The organism is Idiomarina sp. UBA3162, from assembly GCF_002364475.1.
Taxonomy (GTDB): Bacteria; Pseudomonadota; Gammaproteobacteria; order Enterobacterales; family Alteromonadaceae; genus Idiomarina.
Genome location: NZ_DEYI01000007.1, coordinates 1 through 4,958, shown reverse-complemented (window position 1 = coordinate 4,958; position 4,958 = coordinate 1). Strand labels below are relative to the sequence as shown.

Annotated in this window: 5 protein-coding genes; all 5 read left to right on the top strand. The window is 48.3% G+C overall.

Annotated elements, in window-relative coordinates:
• Positions 1-1,476 (top strand): translation initiation factor IF-2 (infB, locus tag B2X00_RS01090; RefSeq protein WP_290485765.1); only part of this gene is annotated, 1,476 nt, incomplete at its 5' end.
• A gap of 71 nt (positions 1,477-1,547) precedes the next feature.
• Positions 1,548-1,925: a 30S ribosome-binding factor RbfA gene (gene rbfA, locus B2X00_RS01085; RefSeq protein ID WP_071463561.1), complete on the top strand. Its 378-nt coding sequence runs from the start codon at positions 1,548-1,550 to the stop codon at positions 1,923-1,925.
• A complete protein-coding gene (gene truB / locus B2X00_RS01080) occupies positions 1,926-2,885 on the top strand; it encodes a tRNA pseudouridine(55) synthase TruB (protein WP_290485764.1) in 960 nt (319 codons plus the stop codon).
• Between the two features lie 95 nt (positions 2,886-2,980).
• Positions 2,981-3,250, top strand: coding sequence for a 30S ribosomal protein S15 (rpsO, locus tag B2X00_RS01075; RefSeq protein ID WP_290485763.1), 270 nt, complete (start codon positions 2,981-2,983; stop codon positions 3,248-3,250).
• Positions 3,251-3,421: 171 nt separating this feature from the next.
• A partial coding sequence (gene pnp / locus B2X00_RS01070; RefSeq protein WP_290485762.1) for a polyribonucleotide nucleotidyltransferase occupies positions 3,422-4,958 on the top strand: 1,537 nt, incomplete at its 3' end.

The window sequence follows — 4,958 nt, the reverse complement described above, 5'->3', positions numbered from 1 at the left end:
CACGTTGACCACGGTAAGACCTCTTTGCTTGACCATATCCGTAAAGCGAAAGTGGCATCAGGCGAGGCGGGTGGTATCACCCAGCATATCGGTGCATATCACGTTGAAACCGATCACGGCATGATCACATTCTTAGATACACCGGGACACGCAGCGTTTACTTCAATGCGAGCGCGCGGCGCAGGTGCGACGGACGTCGTTATTCTTGTAGTCGCAGCGGACGACGGTGTGATGCCGCAAACCAAGGAAGCGGTACAGCACGCTAAAGCAGCGGGTGTACCTATCGTGGTTGCCATCAACAAGATGGATAAAGAGGAAGCTGACCCTGACCGTGTGAAAAACGAGCTGGCACAACATGACGTTATCCCTGAGGACTGGGGTGGTGATGTGATGTTCGTTCCTGTCTCTGCACACAGTGGCATGGGTATTGATGAACTACTTGAAGCTATCTTGTTGCAGTCAGAAGTACTTGACTTGAAAGCAGAAAAAACCGGTATGGCGTCAGGGATCGTGGTCGAGTCACGCTTAGACCGTGGCCGTGGTCCAGTGGCGACAGTATTGGTGCAGCGCGGCTTGCTGCGCCAGGGCGATATCGTTCTTTGTGGTCTTGAATATGGTCGTATTCGTGCGATGCGCGATGAGACGGGCAAGGAGATCAAAGAAGCGGGTCCTTCGATTCCAGTAGAGATTCTAGGTTTGTCGGGTGTTCCGCAAGCGGGTGATGAAGCGACTGTAGTTAAAGACGAGCGTAAAGCACGTGAAGTAGCAAACTACCGTCAAGGTAAATACCGTGAAGTTAAACTTGCGAAACAGCAGAAAGCGAAACTTGAGAACATGTTCGCCAACATGGCCGAAGGCGACGTATCTGAACTCAATATTGTATTGAAATCAGATGTGCAAGGTTCGTTGGAAGCCATCTCTGATGCGCTTGTGAAGCTATCGACAGACGAAGTTAAAGTTAACATCATTGGTAGTGGTGTCGGCGGTATTACCGAAACCGATATCTCACTTGCAAGTGCATCGAATGCTATTGTTGTGGGCTTTAACGTACGTGCGGAAGCTGCAGCTAAGAAACTTGTCGAACAAGAGAACGTTGATTTACGCTATTACAGCGTTATTTACGACTTGATTGATGAAGTTAAGCAGGCAATGACCGGTATGTTACGCCCTGAGTTTAAACAACAAATCATCGGTCTTGCAGAAGTCCGTGATGTGTTTAAATCGCCGAAATTGGGTGCTATTGCAGGTTGTATGGTCACTGAAGGTATCGTTAAGCGCTCAGCGCCTATCCGTGTCCTACGTGACAATGTCGTTATCTATGAAGGTGAGCTGGAGTCACTGCGCCGCTTTAAAGATGACGTACAAGAAGTCCGTAATGGTATGGAATGTGGTATCGGTGTTAAGAACTACAACGATGTCAAAGAAGGCGACCAGATTGAGGTATTTGAGACTGTACAGGTTGAACGTACACTGTAAACCTCAATGGCTTGTTTTCGATTATGATAAAACCGCGGGCGTACTGTCCGCGGTTTCAGTTTGGAAGGGTTATGGCACAAGAATTTAGTCGTACAGAACGTGTTCGCCATCAGCTACAGCGCGAAATCGCGATGATTTTGCAACGTGAAGTAAAAGATCCGCGTGTCAGCATGGTGACTGTATCGGATGTTGAAGTCTCGCGGGACTTGGCATATGCCAAAGTTTTCGTCACCTTTTTGCATGATGACGATGATCAAGTTAAAGCAGGCCTTAAAGTATTGAATCAGGCGGCAGGCTTTATCCGTTCATTGCTAGGCAAACGTATTAAAGCGCGTGTGGTTCCAGAACTTAAGTTTCAACACGATGGCTCGCTTAACGAAGGTATTCGTATGAGTCGGTTGGTGGATGAAGCGCGTAAGCGGGATAAGAACGGATCTGAGGGTGAATAAATGGGTCAGGCACGTCCGCGTAAGGGTCGGCCAATAAACGGCGTACTGTTACTCGATAAACCCAAAGAAATGACATCGAACCGCGCAATCCAAGTGATTAAGCGGCTATATGAAGCACAAAAAGTCGGTCACACGGGTGCGCTTGATCCTCTAGCGACAGGGCTTTTGCCGGTGTGTCTCGGCGAAGCCACTAAGTTTTCGCAGTATTTATTGGACGCTGACAAAGCCTATCGCGTAAGAGCTCAACTCGGTGTACGCACGAGTACGAGCGATGCCGAAGGTGAAGTGGTGGAGCAGAACCCGGTTAACGTGTCGGACAAACAATTGAACGACGTCATTGGTCAGTTCATTGGTGAACAAGCGCAAACACCTTCAATCTATTCGGCTTTAAAGTATGAGGGTAAACCGCTTTATTATTACGCACGTCGCGGTATTGAAGTGCCTCGTAAAACGCGCACGATAAGTATTCGCGGAATTGAGCTGCTGCATCGTGACGGTGACTTCGTTACCTTGCAAGTCGCGTGTTCAAAAGGGACTTATATTCGTACGTTAGTCGATGATATGGGTCAAGCTCTTGGTTGCAGCGCTCACGTGCGCGATTTGCATCGCACTCACGTAGCCAATTTAACGGATGAACAACAGTGGTCACTCGATGCGCTCGAAGCGTTGTCGGATGAACAGCGTTTAGCCTGCCTTCAGCCAGTTGATACCTTGCTTAGTGCGTTGCCTACGCAGGCGATTAGTCAGTCTGAGGCGCGTGACGTGATGCACGGGCAACCGGTGTTTAATCACACGCTGGACACCATGGCAGTGGGTGATGAATGCCGTTTATGTGCCGAAAGTAATGATGGTGAGGCGGTGTTTGTGGGGGTGGTGTCGCTGCGCAAAGACGGCAAGCTATGGCCCAAGCGCGTGCTTGCACTGGAATATTGCGGTTTTCAGTTGTCCGATTTGAAATAGTCATTGAAATATTCGCTGAGCGCCTTATAATACGCGCTCTCTCCGCTGCTGAATTAGTGATCGGAAGCGGGTCATTTAAAACTTAAGGAGTTATTATGTCACTAACTGTTGAGCAAAAAGCAGAAATCGTAAAGGAATTTGGTCAGGGCGAGAACGATACAGGTTCTCCAGAAGTGCAAATCGCTTTGCTGACTAAAAACTTGGCGGAATTGCAAAGTCACTTTAAAGCGCACAAGAAAGATCACCACTCACGTCGTGGCTTGTTGCGTATGGTTAGTCAGCGTCGTAAATTGCTAGACTACCTTAAAAAGAAAGACCAAAGCCGTTATGTAGCGGTTGTTGAGAAGCTTGGCATCCGTCGCTAAGTCAAAAGATTTCGAAAAAAGGGCCCTTTGGGGCCCTTTTTTTATGCTTATTTTTTGTTAAGGGGTCTTAATTCTGTCATCTATGCCTTATACTATGTGACGATTGAAAATAGATAGAAAACGAACACCAATCCGGGTGTTCACATTCAGTTAGGTAAAGGAAAGCAAAACGTGAATCCAATAACTAAACAATTTCAGTATGGTCAACACACAGTTACATTGGAAACGGGCGTTGTAGCTCGTCAAGCGACTGCGGCTGTCATGGCCAGCATGGACGATACAACCGTACTTGTCAGCGTAGTAGCTAAAAAAGAAGCGCGTGAAGGACAAGACTTTTTCCCGCTAACGGTCAACTACCAAGAAAAGACTTATGCTGCGGGTAAAATCCCAGGTGGTTTCTTTAAACGTGAAGGCCGTCCTAGCGAAAACGAGACATTGACATCACGTCTTATCGATCGCCCGATTCGTCCATTGTTCCCTGAAGGGTTCATGAACGAAGTACAAGTGGTCGCTACCGTTGTTTCGGTAAACCCCCAAGTAAGCCCAGATCTCGTAGCAATGATTGGTACCTCGGCGGCACTCGCTATCTCTGGCGTGCCATTTAACGGTCCAATTGGTGCTGCTCGCGTTGGTGTAATCAACGATGAATATGTACTCAACCCAACTCAAGATGAACTCGCTGAATCAAAACTCGATTTGATGGTTGCCGGTACGCAACAAGCGGTCTTGATGGTTGAATCAGAAGCCAACCTTCTATCAGAAGACACCATGCTCGGCGCAGTGATGTTTGGTCATGAGTCGATGCAAGTTGTGGTCGATGCGATCAACGAATTTGCTCAAGAAGCGGGTAAAGAAAAATGGGATTGGCAGGCGCCGCAAAAAGACGCCACTTTGGTTGAGAAAGTGAAGTCACTCGCCGAAGCGGGCATTGGTGAAGCCTATCGCATTACTGATAAAGCTGAGCGCTACGGTAAAATCGCTGAAGTTAAGCAAGCGATGATTGAGCAGCTCGTTGCTGAAAATGAAGAAGCCGACACTGATGAAGCGGGCAAAATCTTCCATGACGTCGAAAAAGACATCGTGCGCAGCCGCATCTTAGCGGGAGAAAAGCGTATAGACGGTCGTGACCCCGACATGGTGCGTGCTATCAGCGTAGCAACCGGTGTATTGCCGCGTACGCACGGTTCAGCCTTGTTTACCCGTGGAGAAACTCAGGCGTTAGTTACGGCGACGCTCGGTACTGACCGTGACGCGCAGATGATTGACGAATTGACTGGCACGTCAACGAGTCGCTTCTTGCTGCATTATAACTTCCCTCCTTACTGTGTGGGTGAGACCGGTATGGTCGGTGCGCCTAAACGCCGCGAGATTGGTCATGGTCGTCTTGCTAAGCGTGGTATCCAGGCGGTTATGCCGAGCCACGAAGAGTTCCCTTATACCGTCCGTGTGGTGTCTGAAATCACAGAATCCAATGGTTCGAGCTCAATGGCATCCGTGTGTGGCTCTTCATTAGCATTGATGGACGCAGGCGTTCCAATTAAGTCTTCAGTTGCGGGTATCGCTATGGGGCTTGTTAAAGAGGGCGATAAGCACGTCGTCTTGTCTGATATTTTAGGTGATGAAGATCACTTAGCAGATATGGACTTTAAAGTTACAGGTACTGCTGATGGTATTACTGCTTGCCAAATGGATATTAAAGTAAAAGGAT

What these genes read in the sequence shown, in the direction of transcription:
- rbfA (WP_071463561.1), top strand. Translation starts at nt 1,548, where the DNA reads ATGGCACAAGAATTTAGTCGTACAGAACGTGTTCGCCATCAGCTACAG.
- truB (WP_290485764.1), top strand. Translation starts at nt 1,926, where the DNA reads ATGGGTCAGGCACGTCCGCGTAAGGGTCGGCCAATAAACGGCGTACTG.
- rpsO (WP_290485763.1), top strand. Translation starts at nt 2,981, where the DNA reads ATGTCACTAACTGTTGAGCAAAAAGCAGAAATCGTAAAGGAATTTGGT.